Consider the following 21,033-nt stretch of genomic DNA (forward strand, 5'->3'; position numbering starts at 1 on the left):
GGGTTACCGCGCCCGGGTTACCGGCCGCGCGCCGACATATAGGCCAGGTAGGCGACGATCGCGTCGATGTCGGCATCGCTCAGGCTCTGCGGCGCGAAGGCGGGCATCTTCATCTCCGGCCACGCGCGTACCGCGCGCGGATTGCGGATGAACGCCTTCAAGGCCCACGGCTGGAAATAGTCGGTCGGGTTGTGCGGCCGGTTCAGGTCCGGCCCGACCGATGCGTCGCCGATGCCGTTCAACTGATGGCATACCATGCATTGCGCCGCGACAAGGACGCTGCCCTTGCGTATCGGGGAGCCGGCCGGCACCTCGTCGCCGACCTTGAGCTGCGGCCACTCCGCGCCGCGCGCCGGAACCGCGCGCATCGACGCCACCTGGAACGGCCACTGCTCGCTGCGCACGCCGGAGGCGGCCGGATCGAGCCAGACCAGGTAGAACGGGCCGGTGGCCGCGCCGCCGGCGGTGCGCGGCCAGGGCTGGTCCGGCGGCTCGATCGCCAGCCACGGCACGGCGCCTTTGCCGGTGGCGTCGAACACGAGCCGCGCCGGCAGGTTGGAGACGAAGCCGTCGGTCGCGGTGACCTGCAGGTCCTCGTGCTCGGGCAGGCTCTTCACGCCGAGCAAGGCGCGCAGCGGCACCGCGCGGTAGGTCATGGTGCGCTGATAGCTGACGTCCGCCGGCACCTGGATCGTGGCGACGTCGGGACGGGCCAGCAGCTCTGCGGTCGTCAGCTTCCTGGCCGGGCCGACCTCCAGGACCAGTTCGGCGGCCGGCGCCGGCAACGCGGCCAGCAACGCGCCCGCCAGGGCGAGCACAGGCATCAGTCGGCGATTGATCAGGCCCATCGGCATGCTCCAGGGATCGTGCCCCGTCCGGCCGGGGCACCCGCAAAGGTAGCCTCTGCCTCCTGCCGGCGTCAATCCGGCAATCCCCATGCAGCCGGGCAGGCCGCCCGCCGGGCGCCATGCCGCCGCGAAGACAGTGGCGACACCGCTCACGGCAAGCGCATCGCCCCTCCTGCCAGCGATACCCGGTACCTACCAGTCGGCAATCTCGGCATCGTCCAGGTCGGGACGCAAGCGCTGCAGCAGTGCCGGGGCAAAGTCGCCCTGAAGCGAACATTCGACCGTCGACATGCCACTGACGAGTTTCAGTCCCGGCCCGGTTTCGGTCGGCTCGATGAGAAGTATGCGCTCGACGGTCCCCGCCTTGGGAACCTCGCCCAGCGGTATCTCCGCCTTCTCCCATTGTCCGTCCGCGAGGTCGGTCGATAGCCGGAATTCGCCGCGTATCCAGGCGGGCCAGTCCACGCCCGTAGCCGGCCTGAGCCGTTCCGCATCCTGGACGAAGGGCTTCAGCTTTTCAGCGAGTTCCGCGGGCTCGCCTTCCGCGAGAAATCCCCAGAAGACTCTCTTGCTGAGTCCCCGGGGGCCCGGAAACTCGTCCTTCGCGTCGTGGTAGGCGACCAGCTTGACGCCCCCGACGATGAGCGGCCGTGGCAGAGCCTGCCAGTTGATCCGCTCATAGCGGCGATTTTCCACGGCCGGGTAAGCAATGCCCTTGCCCGTGGACAATGTCATGCGTCCGGACCATTGCGGTTTTTCCGCATGCAGCTTTTCAAAAAAAGACTGGTCGCATGATGAAAAAACGCGAAAGAGCGCCTCGTCGGGAGTGGCATTCGCCCAGTCCGGCGTGGAAAGGAGAGAAATGACAGCGACACAAGCCGCCATGCGGAAAGGAGGCCGGCGCGTTGGAAATGGCTTATTCATGAATTGACGTTTGGCTAATGGCCGGCGTGCCGGGGCACCTGGGTTGCCGCGCGGCATGAGCGCGGCACACCCTGCAAGCAAAAGCGGCAGTGCTGTCAGCGCAACCGCCAGGGACCGGCGGGACAGGAAAGACATCATCGGAAGGCTATGGACAATGGGAAGCGGGCCGCTCCGACTCCCGCACCGGCAGGATCGGGACATGGCAGGCACACAGGCAGCACACATGCCGGCCTCATGCTCATATCGGCATGAATGCCGGGGGGCCTTACCCCCCCGAATCGGGGGCCCGCTCAGGGATTTGTGCCGCCGGCATGCCACGTGTACAATCCCAGCCCCATTTCATTCGCGCCGCCATGCCTCAGATCGTCGTCAGCCATCTGCGCAAGACCTACCGCATCCATGAGCGCGACCCCGGGGTGCTGGGCGCATTGCGTGCGCTGGCCAAGCCCCGCTACCGCACGGTCGATGCGCTCGCGGGGGTGTCGTTCGAACTGGAGCGCGGCGAACTGCTCGGCTTCATCGGCCCGAACGGCGCGGGCAAGTCGACCACCATCAAGATTCTTGCGGGTATCCTGCGGCCCGACGGCGGCCGCGTGGAAATCGACGGGCGCGTGCCGTTCCTCGAGCGCGAGCGGCACGTGGCGCGCATCGGCGTGGTGTTCGGGCAGCGCACGCAGCTCTGGTGGGATCTCCCGGTCGGCGACGGCTTCGTGCTGCTGCGCGATATCTATCGCGTCGACCCGGCACGCTTCGCCCGGACGCGCGACGAACTGGTAGCGCTGCTGCATCTCGAGCGGCTGCTCGATCAGCCGGTGCGCCAGTTGTCGCTGGGGCAGCGCATGCGCGCGGAGATCGCCGCGGCATTGCTGCACGAGCCTGACATCCTGTTCCTCGACGAGCCGACCATCGGGCTCGATGCGCCGTCCAAGCTCGCGGTGCGCGACTTCGTCCGGCGCGCCAACCAGGAGCGCGGCACCACCGTACTGCTGACGACGCACGACATGCACGACATCGAGGCGCTGGCCAGGCGCGTCATCGTGATCGGCCATGGGCGCGTGCTGGCCGACTGTCCCGTCGATGCATTGCGCGCACAGGTGGTGGCGGCCCGCCGGCTGGACGAGGACTTGCAGGAAGACGCCGAGGACGACGGCATGACGATCGAAGCGGTCATCGTGCGCTTCTACGCGATGCACGGCGCGGCGGAGGCCTGAGCGACGATGGCATCGCAACGTCTGCGTCCGTATCTCGCCGCGCTCCGTTCCCGCTTCCTGCAGATGCTGCAATACCGGGTGGCGGCATACAGCGGCTTCGCCACGCAGTGCTGGTGGGGCGCCATCAAGATCATGGTGCTGGCGGCTTTCTACGGCGGCACGGCGGCGGCCAGCGCGCCGCTGTCGCTGGCGCAGTCCGTCACCTATACGTGGATGGCCCAGGGCCTGCTCGCGCTGTTGCCCTGGGGCGGCGATCCCGAGGTCGCGCAGGCCGTGCGCACCGGCGCCGTGGCATACGACCGGCTGCGGCCGGTCGATGCCTATGGACTGTGGTTCGCGCGTTCGGCCGGCTGGATCGCCGCGCGCGTGCTGCCGCGCGTGGCGCTGATGGCGGCGTTTGCGGGCATCGCGCTGCCATTGGCGGGCCTCGGCGAATGGGCCTGGCAGCCACCGGCCAGCCTGGCCGCGGGCGCGGCATTCCTTGCCTCGGCGCTGCTTGCGCTGCTGCTGTCCACGTCGCTCGTGATGCTGCTGAACATCGCCGCGGCGGCGGCGCTCAACGAGCGGGGCATCAATGCGCTGGCCACGCCGCTCGTGATCGTGCTCTCCGGCAACCTGCTGCCGCTGGCGCTGCTTCCCGACTTCTGGCAGACCGCGCTGCTGATGCAACCGCTCGCCGGCGTGCTGGACATTCCGGCCCGCATCTACCTGATGCAGCTGAGCGGCGGCCAGGCGCTCGCCGGGCTCGGGCTGCAGTGCCTGTGGATCGTGCTGCTGGTCGCTGCCGGCCGCGTGGCCATGCGCCGCACGATGCGCAGGCTCGAAGTGCAAGGCGGGTGAACCGCATGGGCACGCTCGCACTGTTCGTCCGCCTCGCGGCGGCCTCGCTGAACGGCCAGGCCCGCTATCCGGCCTCGGCCCTGATGCTCACGCTGGGCCAGTTCCTCGCCACCGGCATCGAGGTGATAGCGGTGTGGGCGCTGTTCCACCGCTTCGGCGACGTGCGGGGATGGCGCATCGGCGAAGTCGCGCTGTGCTATGGCCTGGTGAACTGCATGTTTGCCATCGCCGACGCACTGGGGCGCGGCTTCGACATCCTGGGCACCACGCTGCTGCGCACCGGGGAATTCGACCGGTTGCTGCTGCGGCCTCGCCCGCTGGCGCTCCAGCTGATGGGATACGACGTCCGCATCAGCCGCCTGGGGCGCCTGCTGCAAGGGCTGTCGGTACTGGCCTTCGCGACCGTCCAGGCGGACATCGCGTGGACACCGGCAGCGGTCGCGGTCGCCCTGCTCGCGGTCGCGGGCGGCGTGGCGCTGTTTCTGGGCATCCTGGTGCTGCAGGGGACGCTCTCGTTCTGGACCATCGAAAGCCTCGAAATCGCCAACGTCTTCACCTACGGCGGCGTCGAGGCGGCGCAATACCCCGTGGCCCTGTATGCGCGATGGTTCCGCCACATCATCACCTTCGCCGTGCCGTTGGCCTGCGTCGCCTACTACCCCGCCTTGGCCATACTCGGCAAGGCCGATCCCCTTGGCGCGCCCGCCTGGGCCGGACTGGTGTCGCCGCTGGCGGGGTTCGCCTTTCTCGCCGTGGCCTTTGGCGTCTGGCGCATCGGGCTGCGCCACTATGCCTCGACCGGCAGCTAGGCGGGCCGGCGCTGCCTGGCCTTGCGCGCGGGGATGGCTTTAGGGGAGCAAGCAACCGGCCGGCGGCGGTCACCGGGCGTGCCCGCAGGGTCGGGAGCACCGCCGCCGTCGCCGCACCCTGCCGCTCGCTTGCCGCTCACCTGCCGCTCACTTCCCGCCAGTAACGTCGAGGAACGTGCCGGTGATGAAGGAAGCCTCGGCGCTTGCCAGCCACAGGATCGCCCGCGCGACCTCTTCGGGTTGGCCGCCTCTTCCCATCGGGATCGAGTCTTTGACGCGATCTACCCGTCCCGGCTCTCCGCCGCTCGCATGCATGTCCGTGTAGATGTGCCCGGGGCGAACGCAGTTGACCCGTATCCCATCGCGCGCGACTTCCTTGGCGAGGCCGGTCGTGAAGGTCTCGATGGCGCCCTTCGACGCAGCGTAGTCGACATATTCGTTTGGACTGCCGAGCCGGGCCGCCGCCGATGAGATGTTGATCACGGAGCCGCCCCGGCCATGGTAGCGATGCGACATCCGCTTGACTGCCTGCTGCGCGCAGAGGATGGGACCGATCGCGTTGACCGCGAAGATGCGCTGCATCCGCTCGAATGCGAGATCCTCCAGCCGGGACTGCTGCGCAATGATCGCGGCGTTGTTCACCAGCACGTCGATGCGGCCGAACTCGCGGTCGATCGCGGCGAATAGCCGGGCCACCTGCGCCGGATCCGCGCTGTCGGCGCGCACGGGTAAAGCCCGGCGCCCGGCGGCTTCCACGTCAGCCGCCACCGCAAGCGCGGCGGACTCGCTGGAGACAAAGCTGATCGCCACATCGTAGCCTTGTGCGGCGGCAAGCCGCGCGGTCGCCGCGCCTACGCCCCGGCCGCCGCCCGTTATCAGCATGAGCGGCGCCTGCGGGACGCGGCCTGGAGTCTCTGGCATGTCGGTATTCCTCACGTCTCGGAGAAGGGTGTGGCGAGAAGGATATCTATCTTGTTGCTGGCCAGCAATCCAGATAAATTGCCGGTTCGCGTTAGATAAACTCCTCCGAACGAAGCGGAGCTTGCCGCCACCCAATGCAGTCCATGCCCTCCGGAGCGAGGCGCGTGCCGGTGCCGGCTTCAGCCGGCCGTCTTGCCGCCGTCGACGGTAACGATCTGGCCCGTGACGAAAGCCGCACCGGCGGAAGCCAGGAAGAGCACCGCGCTGGCGACGTCCTCGGGCTTGCCCACGCGCCCGAGCGGCACTCCGGCGGCGAGCGCGGCCTTGTTCTCGGGCGTGCCCGTGAAGCGATCGAGCATGCCCGTGTCGGTGGGTCCCGGCGCCACGGCATTCACCCGCACGCCGTCCGCGGCGACTTCGATGGCCGCGGACTTCGTCATGCCTTCCACCGCATGCTTGCTCCCGGCGTAGACCGACGCCCAGGCCGCGCCTTCGTGGCCGTAGGTGGATGAGATATTGATGATGCTGCCGGCCTTCTGCGCGGTCATCACGCGCAGTTCGTGCTTCATGCTCAACAGCGTGCCCAGAACATTGGTATCGAACGTGGCCGCGTAGCTTTCCGCCGTCTGGTTCACCACCAGGCCCGGCTGTCCTTCGGTGCCGGCATTGTTGACGGCCACGTCGAGACGCCCGAAGCGCGCCACGGCCTGGTCGACCAGGGCGCGGATGTCGTCGTCATGACGGACGTCGGCCTGCACGAACACGGCCTCGGCGCCAAGTTGCCGCAGTTCGGCTGCCAGCGCTTCGCCTTCGGCCTGGCGGCGCCCGGACACGACCAGGCTGGCGCCGGAGCGGGCAAACGCGAACGCGGTGGCGCGACCGATGCCGGTCAGCGCGCCTGTGATGAGTACGATGGACTTGCTCATGATGGAACTCCTGTGAGATATAGCTAAAACATATGGGATGGCGGGGCCGGACGATCCGGCTCGGCGCGCGGCTGAAGTGCCGCTGCGCCTCCGTTGAGGACAAATGTAGGGATTCACGGGTGGATTGAAAAAGACTTAAAAAGCGGGTGGGCATGCCTGCCAGGCATATCCATGCGCATGACGGGGAACGAAGATGGAACTGCGGCATCTGCGGTATTTCATTGCGGTGGCGGAAACCGGCAGCCTGACGGAGGCGGCCGAGCGGCGCCTGTTCACTTCGCAGCCATCGCTGAGCCGCCAGATCCGGGACCTGGAAGACCAGGTCGGCGTGGCGCTGCTCAACCGCAGCGCGCGTGGGGTGGAACTGACGGTGGCCGGCAAGGCCTTCATCGACCACGCGCGGCTGGCGCTCACGCAAGTGGATGCGGCGGTGGAGGCGGCACGCCGCGCCGCGCAACCGGCGAAGCAGCGCTTCGCGCTTGGCTTTCTGACCGGGCAGGAAATGGCGTGGCTGCCCGAGGCCATGCAGTTGCTGCGGGCGGAGTTGCCCAATATCGACGTGACGGTGTCGAGCGACTATTCGCCGGATCTGGCGCAGGCCGTGGCACGCGGAAAGCTGGATCTGGCCTTTGTGCGCGCCGAGCCCGATTTCGACCTGGAATATCGCGTGGTGCGGCAGGAGCCGCTGGTGGTGCTGATGCCAAGCGACCACGCGCTGGCCGCGCGCGCCGCGGTCAGCCCGGCGGATCTCGTCGGCGAGCCCTTCATCGCCATGGCGAACAAGGCCAAGGTGCTGCGATCGGTGGTGGACAGCTATCTGGAACGGACCGGGATCCGCATCGAGCCGACGCAGTGCGTGGACAATCCGGCCATGGTCATGTCACTGGTGGCGTCGACGCGCGGGCTGACGCTGATTCCCGCCTATGTGGAGAACCTCATGCCGTGGTCGGTGGTGAGCCGGCCGCTGGCTGGCGACATCCCCACCATTGGCCTGGCGGTCGGCTACAGCCGGACCAACACGTCGCCGATACTGAAGCTGTTCCTGTCGAGGCTCGATGAACTGATAGCGCGCGTATCCAGGACCGTCGCCCGGACCTCATGAATCGTCCGCGCGCTCATTTTCCGCTCATTCCCATGATCCACACTGCCGTTGTGAAGGCGGCGCGTTCCGGCGCGATCGAAGCCCGGTCGCCAATTGGCAGCCTTCCCGATACGCTCAGGAGATCATCATGGCCGGAATCGCCCGACTGCTCGAGAAGCTGCATGTCACCGTCCGCTTCGTGGAAACCACGGAAGGCGCCGCCCCCGCCGGGTTCGCCCAACCGCACCGGCAGGCAAAGGCCGACGATGCCGACCGCATGCGCGCGTGCGAAGTCCGGCGTATCCGCCAGAATCCCGCCAGCCTGATCGCGCCGCGTTACTGAGCGCCGCCCCGGCATCGGGCCAGAGCGGCTCGTGCAGCGGTGGTTCGGCCGGGGCAAAAGCGCGACGCTACCGGAGCGTGAAGCTGCCCTCCTGCACCGCCTCCGAATCGAGCCCGACCTGGACGTTGAAATCGCCCGGCTCGACGACGTACTCGAGTGCCGCGTTGAAGAACTTCAGCTTTTCTTCGTCGATGGTGAAATGCACCACGCGCTCCTCCCCTGCCCTGAGCATGATCTTGCGGAAGTCCTTCAGCTCCTTGACCGGGCGCACCACGGAGGCGGCGACGTCCTGGAGATATAGCTGGACCACCGTCTCGCCGTCGCGCTGCCCGGTGTTCTTGACGGTCACGCTGGCGTCGATCCGGCCGTTGCGCGGCAGGGTCCGGCTCGACAGCGTGAGGCCCGACACGCTGAAGTCCGTGTAGCTCAGGCCGTAGCCGAACGGGTACAGCGGGCCGTTCGGTTCCTCGAAATACTGGGAGGTGTAGTTCGCGGGCTTGCCCGGCACGAACGGGCGGCCGATGCGCGGATGGTTGTAGTAGGTCGGGATCTGCCCGATCGAGCGCGGGAAGGAAATGGGCAGCTTGCCCGCCGGGTTGTAGTCGCCGAACAGCACGTCGGCGATGGCGTGTCCGCCCTCGGTGCCGGCGTACCAGGTCTCGAGCAGCGCGTCGGCATTCTCCTTTGCCCAGTTCAGGTCCAGCGGGCGGCCGTTCATCAGCACCACCACCAGCGGCTTGCCGGTTGTCCTGAGCGCCTTGAGCAGCGTCTCCTGGCTGCCCGGCAGCGACAGGCTGGTGCGGCTCGACGCTTCGTGCGACATGCCGCGCGACTCGCCCACGGCCACCACGATCACATCGGCGCTGCGCGCCGCCTCGACGGCCTCGGCGATCATGTCGCCGGGCGAGCGCTGGTCCTGCACGATCTCCGGCTTGTCCCAGTTCATGAAGTTCAGGTACCCGACCACGCCGGCGTCGTCGGTCACGTTCGCGCCGCGGGCATAGACCACGCGGGCCTTGTCGCCGGCCGCGTCGCGCATGCCTTGCAGCAAGGTGACCGATTGCTGGGATTTGCCTGCCGCCGACCAGCTCCCCATGATATCGACGGGCGCATCCGCCAGCGGGCCGATCACCGCGACCGTGCCGGCCTTCTTCAGGGGCAGCGTCTTGCCGCGGTTCTCCAGCAGCACCAGCGACTTGCGCCCCGCCGCGCGCGCCGCCGCGCGGTGCAGGCGGCTCTCCGCGTCGACGTCCGGCGGGTCCTGTTCGGCGGCGCCGATGCGCCGGTACGGGTCCTGGAACAGGCCCATGTCGTACTTGGCGCCCAGCACCTCGCGCACCGCGCCGTCGATGTCGCGCATGGACACTTCGCCCGACTTCACCAGCCCGGGCAGGTAGGCCAGGTAGGCCGAGTCGTGCATGCTCATGTCGACGCCGGCCTGGATGGCGAGCCTGGCGGCCTCGCGCCCGTCCTTTGCCACGCCATGCAGCGGCAGCTCGTCGATGGCGCCGTGGTCGCTTACCGTGATGCCCTTGAACCCCCAGTCCTTGCGCAGCAGGTCGCGCAGCAGCCAGCGGTTGGACGTGGCCGGCACGCCGTTGATCGAATTCAGCGCGATCATGACCCCGCCGGCGCCGGCCTCGATGCCGGCCCGGTACGGCGGCAGATAGTCCTGGTACATGCGGATCGGGCTCATGTCGACGGTGTTGTAGTCGCGCCCGCCTTCCACCGCCCCGTACAGCGCGAAGTGCTTGATGACGGCCATCACGCTGTCGGCATTGGCCGGCGAGGTCCCCTGCAGCCCCTTCACGCTGGCCCGCGCGCACAGCGAGACCAGGTAGGGATCTTCGCCGAATCCTTCCGAGGTGCGCCCCCAGCGCGGATCGCGCGAGATGTCCAGCATCGGCGCGAAGGTCACGTCGAGGCTGTCCGCGCTGGCTTCGATGGCCGAGATGCGCGCGCTCTGCTCGACCGTCTCCATGTCCCAGCTCGAGGCCAGGCCCAGGCTGATCGGGAAGATGGTGCGGTGCCCGTGCACCACGTCGTAGGCGAAGAAAATGGGAATCTTCAGGCGGCTTTGCTTGACCGCGGCGTCCTGCATCGGCCGGTTGTCCTGGCGCCGCACCGAATTGAAGGTGCCGCCCACCCGGCCCGCCGCGATCTCCTTGAGCAACTGGGGCTGCGGCATGTCTTCGCCGATGCTGATGAGGCGCAGCTGGCCGATCTTCTCGTCGAGCGTCATGCGGCTCATGAGGTCGGCGATCAGGGCGTTTTTCATCAGGGCGTTTTTCCCGTCGGCGGGCGCCGGCGCGGGACCGGCAAGCGCCGACGACGAACAGACCAGGCCGGCCAACAGAGCCAGCGAAGACAGCATTCTCATCTTCATCTAATAGTTATCCAAGAGTCCACGGGTCCATGCAGCGCGACAGGATAACCGCCCCGCGCCGGTGCATACCGCCTGCTCCGGAGGTTGCCGCGGAGGTTGTGCGGTAGCAGGCGGGGCGAAATACGTTATCTTTCTGCACTGCGCCCGCAGTTTACCGCCCTCGCGCCAGCGCCTTGCGCGGCACGTGGCGCGGCAGCGTTCCTCAACTTGCATTTTCTGGAGAAACTTGTGGTTTTTGCCACCCTCGCCGTGTCGTTACGGAGCAAGACACAAACCGCGCTGACAGCGCTGATCGCCACCGGGGCGCTGCTGTACGGCACCCAGGCCTGCGCGTTCTCCCTGGACGACGTGACGCAGCGCGCCAGGGCCCTGGCCAACACGCCCTACACCGCGCCGGTCAGCAACCTGCCGCCCGTGTTCAGCCAGATGCAGTTTGCCGACTACATCAAGATCCAGCCCCGGCTCGACGCGATGGAGTGGAACGACAAGGGCACGCCGTTCAGGCTGGGCTTCTACCACCAGGGCATGCAGTTCAGCAGCCCCGTGCGCATCAACGAGATCGTGGGCGGCACGGTCCGCGAAATCCGGTACAGCCCCGCGCGGTTCGATTTCGGCGACCTGAAGTTCGACGCCGCCGCGACCGGCAACCTGGGTTATGCCGGCTTCCGGGTGCTCTACCCGGTCAACCGCCCCGACAAGCTCGACGAGATCATGAGCGTGCTGGGCGCGAGCTATTTCCGCGTGGTCGGCAAGAACCAGGTGTATGGCCTGTCCAGCCGCGGCCTGGCCATCGATACCGGCCTGCCCGTCGCCGAGGAGTTCCCGGCCTTCCGCGAGTTCTGGATCGCGCGGCCCGATCCGCAGGACAAGCACCTCGTGTTCTACGCCCTGCTCGACTCGCAGCGCGCCACCGGCGCCTACCGCTTCGACCTCGTGCCCGGCGAGGACACCATCCTCAAGGTGCAGGCCCGCATCTTCATGCGCGGGGCCGTCACCAAGCTCGGCGTGGCGCCCCTGACCAGCATGTTCCTGTTCGGGCCCAACCAGCAGCGCGATCCGTACAACTTCCGGCCGGCCCTGCACGACTCCAACGGCCTGGCCATCCACGCCGGCAACGGCGAATGGCTGTGGCGCCCGCTCAACAACCCGCGCCACCTCGCCATCAGCACCTTCCAGGTGACCAATCCGAGGGGCTTCGGGCTGCTGCAGCGCGGGCGCGAGTTCTCCGGCTATGAAGACCTGAAGGACCGCTACGACCTGCGCCCGAGCGCCTGGATCGAGCCGCAGGGCGACTGGGGACCGGGCAAGGTCGAACTGGTGGAAATCCCCTCGCCCGACGAGACCAACGACAACATGGTCGCCTTCTGGACGCCGGACCGCCTGCCGCCCAAGGGCCAGCCGCTGCAGGCCGACTACACCATGCACTGGACCATGGACGAGCGCGCCCTGCTCGACAAGAACGTGGCCTGGGTCAAGCAGACGCTGCGCTCGGCGGGAGAAATCACGCAGGCCAACCTGATCCGCCGCCTCGACGGCAGCACCGGCCTCGTGGTCGATTTCGAAGGCCCCGTGCTGGCCAGCCTGCCCGCCGGCACCCGCGTCGACGCGCAGGTCAGCGTGAGCGACAACGCCGAGGTTCTCGCCAACGTGCTGGAGCCCAATCCGGTCATCAAGGGCTGGCGGCTGAACCTGCGCATCAAGGTCAAGGACCCGCGCAAGGTGGTGGAAATGCGCGCCGCGCTGGTGTCCGGCGACAAGACGCTGAGCGAGACGTGGAGCTACCAGCTGCCGCCGGATTCGGTGGCGGGACAGTAGGCGGAACCATCGCGGCGGGCGCCGGCCGGGGTCCCCGGCCCGCGGCAGTTGACAAGTCGGGCGCCCGTGCGAATACTGCACATCGCAACGCGTCGCCGCCGGCGCCCGCCGCGCGGCCCGCGCCGGGATTTGCCGAAGCCGGACATCCGCCCGACGGCGTGCAATGGTGAAATGTCGCTACAACTTCCGCGGGGGACAACCATGATCAGACGCCGCTTTCTTCTGCTCGCTTGCGCCGCGGCCGCGCTCGCCGGCTGCGCATCCAGTCTCACGGCGCCCACGGCGGCCGTACCCCAGCCGGCGCCGCCGGGCCGGATCGCCGCCGGCAAGACCGAGGTGCTCTGGCTCGGGCAGTCCTCCACGCGCATCACCACGCCGGGCGGCAAGGTCATCGTCATCGATCCGTGGCTGATCACGAACCCCAAGACGCCCGCCAATTTCAAGCAGCTCTCCGCGCTGGGCAAGGTCGACCTGATCCTGGTCACGCATGCCCACGCCGATCATCTTTCCGATGCGCCGGCGCTGGCCAAGATGAACAATGCGCCCATCTACAACGGCGGCGGCATGGGCCCGCAACTGGTCAGCCTGGGCCTGGTGCCCGCCGCGCTGTCCCAGCGCTTCGGCAAGAGCGGCACGGTCATGCCGTTCGGCCCCGACGGGATCAAGATCACGGCGGTGCACGCCGAGCACTCGTCCGAGCTGGTATGGAAGAACCCGGCCACGGACAAGGAGGAGAGCCACTACGGCGGCGAACCCGTCGGCTACATCATCGAACTCGAGAACGGCTTCAAGATCTGGCACATGGGCGATACCGGCCTGTTCGGCGACATGCGGCTGATCGCCGACCGCTACAAGCCGGATCTCGTCATGATCCCGATCGGCGGGCACTTCACGATGGGCCCGCCGGATGCCGCGATCGCGCTGCGCGACTTGATCAAACCCAGGTACGCAATTCCGATGCACTACCAGACCTTCCCGCTGCTGCGCGGCACGCCGGCCGAACTCATCACCGCGCTCGGCGCTTCCCCCAACACGAGCGTGATCGTGCCCGAGCCCGGCCAGAAGGTGGACTTCTGATGGACCAGACCCGGCGTTCGATCTGCGCGGCCGGCCCGGCCGCCGCCGCGCTGGCGCTGGCCGGCTGCGCCGGGGCCTCCGGCACCTCCGGTACGCCGGCCGGCGGCGATCCGCGCGCCGCCGCCATCGGCGAACTGGGCAGCACCGGCAAACTGCGCGCGGCCATCAACCTCGGCAACCCGATCCTTGCCGGACGCGCCCCGGGCGGCGACCTCCAGGGCGTGTCGGTGGATCTCGCGCGCGAGGCGGCGCGCCGCCTCGGCCTGCCGCTCGAGCTGGTCCCGTTCCCTTCGGCGGGCAATGTGGTCGACGCCGTCAAGGCCAGGCAGGTGGACCTCGCGTTCGTGGCGATCGACCCGGTGCGCGCCGCGGATATCGAATACACGGCGCCCTACGTGATCATCGAGGGCGCTTACCTGGTGCGCAACGACTCGGCGCTGCAGCGCAACGACGAGGTCGACCGCGCCGGCACCCGGGTCGTGGTGGGCCGCGGCAGCGCCTACGACCTGTTCCTCACGCGCGCCCTGAAGGCGGCCACGCTGGTGCGCGCGCCGACCTCGCCGGCGGTCACCGACATGTTCCTGGCCGAGCGCCTGGACGTTGCCGCCGGCGTGCGGCAACAGCTCGAGGCGGATGCGCGGCGCGTCGGCGGCGTGCGGCTGCTGCCCGGCCGCTTCATGGTGATCGAGCAGGCCATGGGCGTGCCGAAGGGACGCGGCGCCGCGCGCGCCTGGCTCAGCGGCTTCATCGAAGACATGAAGGCGGCCGGCTTCGTCGGCGACGCGCTGCGCCGGCATGGCATCCAGGGCGCCGGCGTGGCGCCGCCGGCGGGGGCGTAGACGTCAGCGCTTGCCGGCAGCCGAGCCGGCCGGGGCCAGCAAACGCTAGACGCCCGGCGGCAGCTTGGAGGCCATCATCTCCCGCCGGTCGATCTTGCGCCCGTCGACGATGAACGTGCCGTCGCCGACGGCGTGGATCATGCGTGTTTCCCTTCGCGCGGGATCGATCCAGGCCGCCACCGCCTCCAGCACGACAATGCCGTGCTTGCCGACGATGTCGGTGACCCTGCACTCGATGTTGGCAAGGCATTCCCTGATCAGCGGCGCCCTGACGACCTTGCCCGGCACCGGCGTGAGCCTGAACCGGGCAAACTTGTCCGTGTCCGCCCCGGAGCACGTCCCGATGCCGACCACCTTGTCCAGCATGTCGACCGTCGGAATGGCGATGACGCACTCCTTGGTCTTTCGCAACGCCGCGAAGGAGTAGTTCCATTCGCCCGTGGTGATTGCAAATACCGGCGTGAAGTCCATCACCATGGTCCACGAGATCGTCATGATGTTGTGCCGCTGCCCGTCATGGGTGGTCACGAGGATGACGGGCCCCCGTTCCATCAGGGTAAAGACCTTGCTCATTTCCATCTGACGCATTGAAGGCACCTCGGGATGGGTTGGCGACGCATGGCGCGGCCGGCGCAGGGGCCCCGACGAAGACAGCGGGAGCCGGCAGCCATCTGCGTATGCTACCCACTGGCGCGCGGCCCGGTTTGCCCTGCGTCAAGCTGGCCAAAGGCGGACTGGCGCGCCGTGAGCGGGCTTCACTGCTCGGCGCTCGCAAACCGGCGCAGCGCGCCGATATCCGTGAGGGTGACCGAGCGATAGCGCTTGCTCACCCAGCCGGCGGCGGCGAACCGCTGCAGCGCCGCATTCACGCCCTTGCGCTGCGTGTTCGACATGACGCCGAGGTCCGCCTGCGAAAGCGGAATGGCATTGCCGGCGGCCGGGCTGATGCGCAACAGGGCCAGGGCAACCCGGCGATGCTCGTCGGGATTCTGGAGGTCGTAGAAGGCGCGCACCAGGATGTCGAGGTTCTGCATCAGGATCCTGGTGAAATGCCGCACCGCCAGCGCATCCTGGCTGGCGATCTGGTCCATGGCGTCCAGCGGCAGGTGCATCACCCAGCTCTCCATCGCGGCCTGCATGCCGACGCGGCGCGGCTCCCGGACCAGGAAGCAGCCTTCGCCGATCCAGCTGCCGGGCATGCCCAGGTGCAGCAGGCGCGGCGTCGCCGCGGGCGGCGCCGTGGTCACGGTCACCGCGCCCTGGACGATCCCGTAGACGCCGCCGAGCGGATCGCCGCAGCGGTAGATCGTCTCCCGCGGGCCGAACCGCATCAGGACAGATCGCTGCAGGACCTGTGCCTGGAACGCCTTCGGTTGCTGCGACAGCCAGCCGACGCGCGCGAGGACGCGCTCGGCCTGCGCCCGGTCCACCTTTGCCATGACGCCCTCCCCGATGCCGCACGGCAGCGCCGGCACCTTCCGGACGCACGCCGAATAAATCCCGAAAGGACTGTACCACCGGGGACAGTCTTGCGGATGCGCCACGTATAACCTGAGCGCGGCCCCGACCGCGGTCGACCGCAGTTGACCGCAGTTGACCGCAGCGCGGTTGACCGCAAACGCCGCCGGTGACTTCTTGGGAGAACACGATGCGCCAGACACATGCCCGGCTTTCATTTCCGCTTCCACCTCGACTTCCGCGTGCGCGGGCCGATGGACCCCGCGCCCTGCGCCGCCTGTTCCACAAGCTATGGGCGGGTGCCCTGCTGGCCGCGCTTGGCCTGTGCGACCCGGCGGCGGCGCAGGTGCTGCCCGACAGGCAGACCGTCGCCGACGCCTACGTCTACCTGCTGGGCCGCGCGCTCGTGATCCGGCAGGAGCACGCCGACCTCGCCGAGCCCGGCATCGGCTACAACGTCATCAAGTACAACCCCGTCGGCTCGGCGGACTTCGTCAACCCGAACCTCGACGTGGCCTATCTCGAAGCGTGGATCGCCGTCGACGACAAGACGCCGGTGCTGCTCGATATCCCCGCGGTGAAAGGACGCTACTACACCGCCCAGATCCTCGACGAATGGGGCGAGGTCATCACCAATATCAATGAACGCAACTATCCGGGCCACCCTGGCGGCAAGTTCGCGCTCGTGGCGCCGGGTTCGCGGGCAACGGTGCCGGCCGGCGCGGTCCGCATCGAGCTTCACTCGCGCAAGGCCAAGCTGCTCGGCCGCGTGGAACTCAAGGACGACCCGCAGGGCGCGGTCGCGCTGCAAAGGCAGTTCAGGCTCACCGCCCTCGGCAAGCCGGCCATCCGGCGCGCCGTGCCGATACCGGCGTTCGACAACCAGGAACTGGCCGGCGCCGAGCTGTTCGACCATGCGGCGGCGATCATTGCCAGCGCCCCGGATGTGTCGCCCGTGGCCGCGCGGATGCAGGCGCAGGCCATGGACATCGGCGCCCTCGCCCGCCATGCGGAGCAGCGCAAGGCGCTGGACCGGATGATCCGGGAGCAGGTCGTGCCTGAGTTCCTGGAGTACGCCGTCACCCGGTCCGCCACCTTCCGCAACCACTGGCTCGGCGCACTGGGCATCGGGAACTATGGCGCGAACTACTGGTTGCGCACCGCCGTGAACCAGGTCGGCCTGTGGGGCAACACCAACGAGGAAGTCGTCTACTTCGTCGGCACGCAGGACGCAGACGGCAAGCCGCTCAACGGCGCGAACGACTACGTCCTGACGTTTGCCGCGCAGGAGCGGCCGGATGCCGTCGTGAATGCCTACTGGTCGGTGATCCTGGTCGGCCTGCCGGACTACCGCGTCGTGCCGAACCGCCTGGACCGCTACAACTTCAACAACTATTCGGGGCTCAAGAGCGAGGCCGACGGCTCGCTGCGCATCCTCATCGCAAAGGCGCCCGGCAGCGCCGTGCCCGAATCCAACTGGCTGCCCGCCCCGGATGGCCAGAATTACTCGCTGACGATCCGGACCTATGTGCCCAAGGAGGCGGTCAGGCAGGGGCAGTGGTTCCCGCCGGCGCTCAAGCGCATCGATCGGGCGCAGTAAAGACCAGCGGAGCTCGCATGAAAGCGCTATCCATTCCCGCGGCATGCCTGGTGGCGGGCCTGTCCACGGCCACCGCCGCCTGGTGCCAGAAGACGCCGGCCTACCGCGCCGACGTCCCGCCCTCCATCCAGACACCCGACACCGTCGAGACGCGGATCGGCACGCTCAGGTTCGCCGACGGCGCGCCCGATCCGGCGACGGTGCAGAAGGTCTACGACAACCTCGACTTCGCGCGCGGCGTGGAAGCCTTTCTTGCCGGCATGCCCGCAGCCTCGCTGTACGCGGTCTGCGAAGGCTTCGACCGGGTGGGCATCCAGCGAAACCGCGGCATCGGCATCACCGAGCAACTGATGGATGCACGCTCGCTCTATCTCACCCCGAACTCGGTCACCGTCTATGTCTACATGTGCCTCGACCTCCGGGACGGCCCGATGGTGGTGCAAGTGCCGCCCGGCGTGCTGGGACCGGTGCAGGACGCTTACTTCCGCTTCGTGACGGACGTCGGGCTGACCGGGCCGGACCAGGGCAAGGGCGGCAAGTACCTGTTCATTCCCCCCGGCTACACGGGCAGCCTCCCCGCCGAAGGATATCTTGCAGTCAGGCCGCGGACGTTCGGCAACGCGCTTTTCTTCCGCGCGTTCGTGCAGAACGGGGACACCAAGGCCGCGGTGAAAGCCGTGAAGGACGGCGCCCGCATCTACCCCCTCGGCGCCGCGGCCCGCCCGCCCGCGCAGGTATTCGTCAACACCTCGGGCGTACGGCACAACACCATCCACGCCAACGACATCCACTTCTACGAGGAACTCGACGCCGTGGTCCAGGCCGAGCCCGAAGACACCTTCGAGCCGGAGCTGGTCGGGCTGTTCGCCGCCATCGGCATCAAGAAAGGCAGGCCATTCGCACCCGACGCGCGGATGAAAGCCATCCTGACGGACGCAGTCGCGGTGGGCAACGCCACCGCCCGCGCCATGCTGTTCGCCTCCCGCGACGCACGCACCAAGCTCTATCCCGACCGCCAGTGGTCCACCTTCTTCGTCGGCGGCAGCTACCGGTTCGCCGACGGCGCCGAGAGAATGCTCGACGCACGCGTGCTGTTCCACTATTACGCCACCGGCATCACGCCCTCGATGGCCGACGCGAAACCGGGCACCGGCTCCGCCTACGCCTTCGCCGCCCGCGACGCGGCAGGCCGCTACTTCGACGGCAGCCAGACCTACAAAGTGACATTGCCGGCACCGATCCCGGCCGGCAATTTCTGGTCGTTCACGGTCTACGACAACCAGACCCGCTCGATGCTGGAAACGGACCAGAAACTCGCCGGGCTCGACAGCAATCAACCAGGCGTCAAGAAGAACGCCGATGGCTCGGTGACGGTGTGGTTCGCGCCGAAAGCGCCGCCGGGGCAGGACGGCAACTGGGTCCAGACCATGCCGGGCAAGGGGTGGAATACGCTGCTGCGGATCTACGCGCCGCTGCAGCCGTGGTTCGACAAGAGCTGGAAGCCCGGCGACATCAAGCGGGTTGACGGCTAGGCCGCCACGCGGTCCGCGCCAGGCCGGTCTTCCGCCGTCCCGCACGCCTTGCGCCGTTGCAGGCGGCCGGCCGGCGCAGAACTGACGCTCTCCTCTAAAGGGCTAAACTATCCGGCGAGATTGCCGTTATGGTCGCAGGGGCTCACGCTGCCACGGCTCGCTGTCAATGCGCGAGCCGCGCAGGGACCGGGCATTTGTATCTTCCTCAGCACCCGCCGCCATGCATCTCTTCCGCCCTTGCCGGCTCATCTTCGCAGCTTGCGCGTTGTGGGGAACCACGTTCGCCGCGGCGCAGACGACCATCGTGCTGTACTCCGAGGCCGGCCAGCGCCCCCAGTCCTACGAAGAGAACGGCATGCCCAAAGGGGCCTACATCGAGAACCTCAACCGGGTCCTCAAGCGGATGCCCGAATACAAGGTGCAGATCCGGTTCGCGTCGTGGGCCCGCTCCGTCGAAGAAGCCAAGAACGGCAACAGCGCCGGCGTGCTGGGCGTGTATTACCGCCCCAAGGAGCGGCCCTACCTGAATCACTCCAAGCCGTTCTACACCGAGGACGTCGCCGTCCACTGCAACCGGGACTCGGTCGAAGGGCGCACGTTCCACACCTATCCGGACGACTTCGCCGGCCTGAAATTCGGCAACCAGCGTGGCTACCTGGCGCCCGGCAAGCGCTTCTTCGAGTTTGTCGGCGAGGGCAAGATCGTACTCGTGGAGGGACATGAGTTTCCCGATCTCGTCAAGAAGATGCTGGTGCAGGAGGTAGACTGCGTGGTCAACCCCAGCGCGGTCATCAACGAGGCGCTGGTCACGCTGGAGGCCCAGGGCATCCCGGAGCGCATGCGCTACAAATCCAGGCGCGTCATGACCATCAAGGGCGAGACCGTCCACATCGGATTCAGCAAGAAGTACGAGGAATCGCACCCGGAGCTCGCCAGGTTCCGGCAGTTGTTCGACCAGGCGGCGGATGAATAGCCTGCTCGCCTGATTACCCGAGATCGCGCATTTCATGTCACTGCTGCCACCGGTTCATTCGATCCGGAACAGGATGATCGTGCTGTTCATCGTTGCCACCACGACAACGCTGGGCGCCTTCGCCGTGCATCGGCAATGGCTGCTGCGGCAGGACCTCGAGCAGCGGTTCGAGCGCACCCGCGCGGAAGTCCTGGAAGGACTCGCGCAGAGCCTGGCGGCGCCGGCCTGGGCGCTCAACGTGGGCATCCTGCGCACCGGCCTCGAGTCCACCCTGATCCACCCCGAGGTCACCGAAGCCTGCGTCTTTTCTCCCGACCGGCAGGAGATCTACGCGGAAGTCCGCCGCGCGGCAAGTGCCGGCCGCGCACCCGCGCCCGGCGCCCCGCCCTGCGCCGCGGACAACGGGCATGACGTGCTGGCCAAGGTCACGATCTACCCGCCGGACGACATCGATCCGGAGCGGAGGAAGCAGGCCATCGGCCAGGCCGTCATCCGCTTCACGCACGACAACATGCAGAAGACCCTGCGCGCGGCGATGGTCCAGGGGGTGACCGAGGTGGCCGCCATCGACGTGGCGCTGGTACTGTTGCTGACCTTCGGGCTGCGGATGGTGTTCCGCCCGCTCGGCCATCTGCGCGGAGCCCTGTTCGAGCTTGCCTCCAGCCACGGCGACCATCTCGACGAGCTGGCCAGGCTGGGCCGCACCGAGTTCGACAGCGTGATCGACGGCTTCAACCTCGTGCTGCGCCGGCTCAAGCTGATCATTGCCCAGCGCACGGAAGCGGAAATGCGGGCACGCGCGGCCATCCAGGCCAGCAACGAAGCTTTCGCGCAAATCCAGGCCACCCAGGCGGAGCTGGTCGAGAAGAACCGCCAGCTCGAAGCGCTATCCAAGACCGATCAGCTCACGGGCGTGTTCAACCGGCGCCATTTGAACGAGGTGCTGGGCAGCGCGCTGGAGCGCGCCCGCTGCGATGGCAGCGCGTTCTCCATCATCCTGGTCGATGTGGACCGCTTCAAGTCCGTCAACGACACCCACGGCCACCAGGCCGGCGATCAGGTACTGATCGAAATGGCGGCCTGCATCCTCGAAGCCAAGCGGGCGACGGATACCCTCGGCCGCTGGGGCGGCGAAGAATTCCTGCTGATCTGCGCCGACACCGGCCCGCAGGACGCCGTGCTGTTCGCCCAGGCGCTGCGCAACGCGCTCTCGGAGCGCGACTTCTCCGTGACCGGGCGGATGACCGCAAGCCTCGGCGTGGCCAGCGTGCAGGACGGCGACACCATCCACGGCATGATCTCGCGCGCCGACGAAGCCCTGTACCGCAGCAAGAAGCACGGGCGGAACCGGGTGGAGTATGCGGGCGGTGGCGTGGAAGCCATGCCTGGCGAGGAGCCACGCGGGTATTGATTCGGCGGGATGAGGAAGCGGCTGCCGGCGCGGCCCTTG

19 protein-coding genes are annotated in these 21,033 nt (G+C 68.0%); 12 read left to right on the forward strand and 7 right to left on the reverse strand.

What is annotated here, in order from left to right; all coding sequences use genetic code 11:
* Positions 1 to 17: 17 nt before the first annotated feature.
* The gene (locus tag ACKI2N_RS30045) at positions 18 to 824 is read right to left on the reverse strand and encodes a c-type cytochrome (RefSeq protein ID WP_420992414.1); all 807 of its coding nucleotides are present in this window, start codon (positions 822 to 824) and stop codon (positions 18 to 20) included.
* Between the two features lie 216 nt (positions 825 to 1,040).
* Positions 1,041 to 1,910 (reverse strand): hypothetical protein, encoded by an 870-nt coding sequence (locus ACKI2N_RS30050; protein WP_420992413.1) that lies wholly within the window; start codon positions 1,908 to 1,910, stop codon positions 1,041 to 1,043.
* A gap of 215 nt (positions 1,911 to 2,125) precedes the next feature.
* Between ACKI2N_RS30050 and ACKI2N_RS30055 the strand changes: the two genes are divergently transcribed.
* The 3 genes from ACKI2N_RS30055 to ACKI2N_RS30065 are packed head-to-tail and all read left to right on the forward strand — an operon-like array spanning position 2,126 to position 4,632.
* Positions 2,126 to 2,983: an ABC transporter ATP-binding protein gene (locus ACKI2N_RS30055; protein ID WP_420992412.1), complete on the forward strand. Its 858-nt coding sequence runs from the start codon at positions 2,126 to 2,128 to the stop codon at positions 2,981 to 2,983.
* A gap of 6 nt (positions 2,984 to 2,989) precedes the next feature.
* Positions 2,990 to 3,823 (forward strand): ABC transporter permease, encoded by an 834-nt coding sequence (locus ACKI2N_RS30060; RefSeq protein WP_420992411.1) that lies wholly within the window; start codon positions 2,990 to 2,992, stop codon positions 3,821 to 3,823.
* Between the two features lie 5 nt (positions 3,824 to 3,828).
* Positions 3,829 to 4,632, forward strand: a complete 804-nt coding sequence (locus ACKI2N_RS30065) for an ABC transporter permease (protein WP_420992410.1) — start codon at positions 3,829 to 3,831, stop codon at positions 4,630 to 4,632.
* Positions 4,633 to 4,779: 147 nt separating this feature from the next.
* Here ACKI2N_RS30065 and ACKI2N_RS30070 read toward each other — a convergent pair whose 3' ends face one another.
* Positions 4,780 to 5,553, reverse strand: coding sequence for an SDR family oxidoreductase (locus tag ACKI2N_RS30070; RefSeq protein ID WP_420992409.1), 774 nt, complete (start codon positions 5,551 to 5,553; stop codon positions 4,780 to 4,782).
* 179 nt (positions 5,554 to 5,732) lie between these two features.
* The gene (locus ACKI2N_RS30075) at positions 5,733 to 6,479 is read right to left on the reverse strand and encodes an SDR family NAD(P)-dependent oxidoreductase (RefSeq protein ID WP_420992408.1); all 747 of its coding nucleotides are present in this window, start codon (positions 6,477 to 6,479) and stop codon (positions 5,733 to 5,735) included.
* A gap of 193 nt (positions 6,480 to 6,672) precedes the next feature.
* Between ACKI2N_RS30075 and ACKI2N_RS30080 the strand changes: the two genes are divergently transcribed.
* Complete coding sequence (locus ACKI2N_RS30080) at positions 6,673 to 7,581, forward strand: LysR family transcriptional regulator (RefSeq protein WP_420992407.1); 909 nt, start codon at positions 6,673 to 6,675, stop codon at positions 7,579 to 7,581.
* A gap of 127 nt (positions 7,582 to 7,708) precedes the next feature.
* Positions 7,709 to 7,903, forward strand: coding sequence for a hypothetical protein (locus tag ACKI2N_RS30085; protein WP_420992406.1), 195 nt, complete (start codon positions 7,709 to 7,711; stop codon positions 7,901 to 7,903).
* A gap of 67 nt (positions 7,904 to 7,970) precedes the next feature.
* Here ACKI2N_RS30085 and bglX read toward each other — a convergent pair whose 3' ends face one another.
* Entirely contained in the window at positions 7,971 to 10,277 is a 2,307-nt protein-coding gene (gene bglX, locus ACKI2N_RS30090; RefSeq protein ID WP_420992539.1) for a beta-glucosidase BglX, read from the reverse strand.
* Between the two features lie 291 nt (positions 10,278 to 10,568).
* Between bglX and ACKI2N_RS30095 the strand changes: the two genes are divergently transcribed.
* The 3 genes from ACKI2N_RS30095 to ACKI2N_RS30105 all read left to right on the forward strand — a co-directional run bounded on the left by ACKI2N_RS30095 (position 10,569) and on the right by ACKI2N_RS30105 (position 14,020).
* Positions 10,569 to 12,104, forward strand: coding sequence for a glucan biosynthesis protein G (locus ACKI2N_RS30095; protein WP_420992538.1), 1,536 nt, complete (start codon positions 10,569 to 10,571; stop codon positions 12,102 to 12,104).
* 201 nt (positions 12,105 to 12,305) lie between these two features.
* Positions 12,306 to 13,181: a metal-dependent hydrolase gene (locus ACKI2N_RS30100; protein ID WP_420992405.1), complete on the forward strand. Its 876-nt coding sequence runs from the start codon at positions 12,306 to 12,308 to the stop codon at positions 13,179 to 13,181.
* Positions 13,181 to 14,020, forward strand: coding sequence for an ABC transporter substrate-binding protein (locus tag ACKI2N_RS30105; RefSeq protein ID WP_420992404.1), 840 nt, complete (start codon positions 13,181 to 13,183; stop codon positions 14,018 to 14,020). The genes ACKI2N_RS30100 and ACKI2N_RS30105 overlap by 1 nt, the downstream gene beginning before the upstream one ends.
* A gap of 45 nt (positions 14,021 to 14,065) precedes the next feature.
* Here ACKI2N_RS30105 and ACKI2N_RS30110 read toward each other — a convergent pair whose 3' ends face one another.
* Both ACKI2N_RS30110 and ACKI2N_RS30115 read right to left on the reverse strand, forming a co-directional pair.
* A complete protein-coding gene (locus ACKI2N_RS30110) occupies positions 14,066 to 14,608 on the reverse strand; it encodes a flavin reductase family protein (RefSeq protein ID WP_420992403.1) in 543 nt (180 codons plus the stop codon).
* A 167-nt stretch (positions 14,609 to 14,775) separates the two neighbouring features.
* The gene (locus tag ACKI2N_RS30115) at positions 14,776 to 15,696 is read right to left on the reverse strand and encodes a Crp/Fnr family transcriptional regulator (RefSeq protein ID WP_420992402.1); all 921 of its coding nucleotides are present in this window, start codon (positions 15,694 to 15,696) and stop codon (positions 14,776 to 14,778) included.
* Here ACKI2N_RS30115 and ACKI2N_RS30120 point away from each other — a divergent pair.
* The 4 genes from ACKI2N_RS30120 to ACKI2N_RS30135 all read left to right on the forward strand — a co-directional run bounded on the left by ACKI2N_RS30120 (position 15,669) and on the right by ACKI2N_RS30135 (position 20,994).
* Complete coding sequence (locus ACKI2N_RS30120; RefSeq protein WP_420992401.1) at positions 15,669 to 17,078, forward strand: DUF1214 domain-containing protein; 1,410 nt, start codon at positions 15,669 to 15,671, stop codon at positions 17,076 to 17,078. The genes ACKI2N_RS30115 and ACKI2N_RS30120 overlap by 28 nt on opposite strands.
* A 17-nt stretch (positions 17,079 to 17,095) precedes the next feature.
* Positions 17,096 to 18,610, forward strand: a complete 1,515-nt coding sequence (locus ACKI2N_RS30125; protein WP_420992400.1) for a DUF1254 domain-containing protein — start codon at positions 17,096 to 17,098, stop codon at positions 18,608 to 18,610.
* Between the two features lie 220 nt (positions 18,611 to 18,830).
* Complete coding sequence (locus ACKI2N_RS30130) at positions 18,831 to 19,583, forward strand: substrate-binding periplasmic protein (RefSeq protein ID WP_426990868.1); 753 nt, start codon at positions 18,831 to 18,833, stop codon at positions 19,581 to 19,583.
* A gap of 79 nt (positions 19,584 to 19,662) precedes the next feature.
* On the forward strand, positions 19,663 to 20,994 hold the full coding sequence (locus tag ACKI2N_RS30135) for a GGDEF domain-containing protein (protein ID WP_420992398.1): 1,332 nt from the start codon (positions 19,663 to 19,665) through the stop codon (positions 20,992 to 20,994).
* Positions 20,995 to 21,033: the final 39 nt, after the last annotated feature.

The organism is Cupriavidus sp. 30B13, from assembly GCF_049059565.2.
In the GTDB taxonomy this organism is placed as follows: domain Bacteria; phylum Pseudomonadota; class Gammaproteobacteria; order Burkholderiales; family Burkholderiaceae; genus Cupriavidus.

What these genes read in the sequence shown, in the direction of transcription:
- ACKI2N_RS30045 (WP_420992414.1), bottom strand. Translation starts at nt 824, where the DNA reads ATGCCTGTGCTCGCCCTGGCGGGCGCGTTGCTGGCCGCGTTGCCGGCG.
- ACKI2N_RS30050 (WP_420992413.1), bottom strand. Translation starts at nt 1,910, where the DNA reads ATGATGTCTTTCCTGTCCCGCCGGTCCCTGGCGGTTGCGCTGACAGCA.
- ACKI2N_RS30055 (WP_420992412.1), top strand. Translation starts at nt 2,126, where the DNA reads ATGCCTCAGATCGTCGTCAGCCATCTGCGCAAGACCTACCGCATCCAT.
- ACKI2N_RS30060 (WP_420992411.1), top strand. Translation starts at nt 2,990, where the DNA reads ATGGCATCGCAACGTCTGCGTCCGTATCTCGCCGCGCTCCGTTCCCGC.
- ACKI2N_RS30065 (WP_420992410.1), top strand. Translation starts at nt 3,829, where the DNA reads ATGGGCACGCTCGCACTGTTCGTCCGCCTCGCGGCGGCCTCGCTGAAC.
- ACKI2N_RS30070 (WP_420992409.1), bottom strand. Translation starts at nt 5,553, where the DNA reads ATGCCAGAGACTCCAGGCCGCGTCCCGCAGGCGCCGCTCATGCTGATA.
- ACKI2N_RS30075 (WP_420992408.1), bottom strand. Translation starts at nt 6,479, where the DNA reads ATGAGCAAGTCCATCGTACTCATCACAGGCGCGCTGACCGGCATCGGT.
- ACKI2N_RS30080 (WP_420992407.1), top strand. Translation starts at nt 6,673, where the DNA reads ATGGAACTGCGGCATCTGCGGTATTTCATTGCGGTGGCGGAAACCGGC.
- ACKI2N_RS30085 (WP_420992406.1), top strand. Translation starts at nt 7,709, where the DNA reads ATGGCCGGAATCGCCCGACTGCTCGAGAAGCTGCATGTCACCGTCCGC.
- bglX (WP_420992539.1), bottom strand. Translation starts at nt 10,277, where the DNA reads ATGCTGTCTTCGCTGGCTCTGTTGGCCGGCCTGGTCTGTTCGTCGTCG.
- ACKI2N_RS30100 (WP_420992405.1), top strand. Translation starts at nt 12,306, where the DNA reads ATGATCAGACGCCGCTTTCTTCTGCTCGCTTGCGCCGCGGCCGCGCTC.
- ACKI2N_RS30105 (WP_420992404.1), top strand. Translation starts at nt 13,181, where the DNA reads ATGGACCAGACCCGGCGTTCGATCTGCGCGGCCGGCCCGGCCGCCGCC.
- ACKI2N_RS30110 (WP_420992403.1), bottom strand. Translation starts at nt 14,608, where the DNA reads ATGCGTCAGATGGAAATGAGCAAGGTCTTTACCCTGATGGAACGGGGG.
- ACKI2N_RS30120 (WP_420992401.1), top strand. Translation starts at nt 15,669, where the DNA reads ATGCGCCAGACACATGCCCGGCTTTCATTTCCGCTTCCACCTCGACTT.
- ACKI2N_RS30115 (WP_420992402.1), bottom strand. Translation starts at nt 15,696, where the DNA reads ATGAAAGCCGGGCATGTGTCTGGCGCATCGTGTTCTCCCAAGAAGTCA.
- ACKI2N_RS30125 (WP_420992400.1), top strand. Translation starts at nt 17,096, where the DNA reads ATGAAAGCGCTATCCATTCCCGCGGCATGCCTGGTGGCGGGCCTGTCC.
- ACKI2N_RS30130 (WP_426990868.1), top strand. Translation starts at nt 18,831, where the DNA reads ATGCATCTCTTCCGCCCTTGCCGGCTCATCTTCGCAGCTTGCGCGTTG.